General features: G+C 58.2%; 1 protein-coding gene. It reads right to left on the reverse strand.

Going from position 1 to position 1,295, the window contains the following annotated elements; translation table 11 throughout:
* Window positions 1-39 precede the first annotated feature (39 nt).
* Window positions 40-1,232, reverse strand: a protein-coding gene (locus CSC67_RS21145; RefSeq protein ID WP_118996436.1) for an IS3 family transposase whose coding sequence is annotated in 2 segments (ribosomal slippage) — window positions 40-962 and window positions 962-1,232 — 1,194 coding nt in all. Because the reading frame shifts where the segments join, the coding sequence is not laid out codon by codon here.
* Window positions 1,233-1,295: the final 63 nt, after the last annotated feature.

Raw genomic sequence — 1,295 nt, forward strand, 5'->3', positions numbered from 1 at the left:
TGATATTGCCCCCGTTTCTCGTAGTCCTTAGCCTCGGGTTCAGGCAGCGACCTTATATTGGCTCGCATGCCAGCGTTCTTCATATTCCATCGGACTCGTATAGCCCAATGCCGAATGCAGTCGTCGGTGGTTATAGAATGTTATCCAGTCCATCACAGCAGCCGTAGCGACTCGGTGGGAAGCGAATTTCCGCCCCTCCAAACTCGCCAGCTTGAGGCGGGCCCAGAAGCTTTCTATCGGGGCGCTATCCCAACAATCCCCCTTCCTGCTCATTGAGGCACGTATCTGCCGGGTGCGCAATATTTGCTGGAACTCATGGCTGCAATATTGACTACCTCTGTCGCTATCGAATATCAGCCCAGGCGCCGGCAGTCTGCGCAGGTACGCCATTTCCAGGGCATCCTTCACCAGGCTGGTCTGCATGTGGGGCTTGATGCTCCATCCTACGATCTTTCGACTGAACAAGTCGAGCACGGTCGCCAGATACAGCCAACCCTGCTCTGTCGGCAAATACGTGATGTCACCACACCAGATCTGATCTGGTGCAGGAGGATTGAATTGCCGCTGTACCAGATTCGGGGCCACCGGCAGCGCATGCTTGCTGTCGGTCGTGGAAGCATACTTGCGTTTGACCCTGCCACGCACGCCATGGGCTTGCATCAGCAGCCGCACCCGTTCCTTGCCTACACGCAGCCCTCGGCGACGCAGCTCCTGATGGATTCGTGGCCAACCATATTCCCCCTTGACCTCGCGGTGGATGGCTCGGATGTGAACCAACACCCGCTCATCCGGCAGCCGCCTGCGCGTCGGTCCGCCGCAACAGCGCTGCCAACCGTAGTAGCCGCTCTCACTGACTCCCAGCACCCGGCAAATCGCCCGGACAGGCCAGTGGCCCTTCATTTCTTGAATCCAGGCGTACTTTGCAGCGTGTCCTGCGCAAAGTACGCCGCGGCTTTTTTTGCTATATCGCGCTCCATCCTCAGCTGCACGACCTCCGCCCGTAAACGGGCAATCTCCATTTGCTCGGCCGACACAGCACCGGGAGCCGTCGTCGGTGTTGCGACGACACCCAGCTCACCGCGTTGTTGCTGGCGAACCCAATTACCTAAACTGGCCTTTGGGATGCCCAGCGAGCTGGCCACCGAGCCCACAGACGCCCCCGCCAGCACCTGCCGGACACTTTCCTCTTTGAATTCCTGCGTGTACCTTGCACGCCTTCTCGAATCTGACATTCCTTGCTCCTTCTTTCCAATTTAACTGGAACTAAGGACTCCGTCATTCGGGGGCAAGCTCAT

The sequence above is a fragment of the Pusillimonas caeni genome (genome assembly GCF_003545815.1).
Lineage (GTDB): Bacteria > Pseudomonadota > Gammaproteobacteria > Burkholderiales > Burkholderiaceae_B > Pusillimonas > Pusillimonas caeni.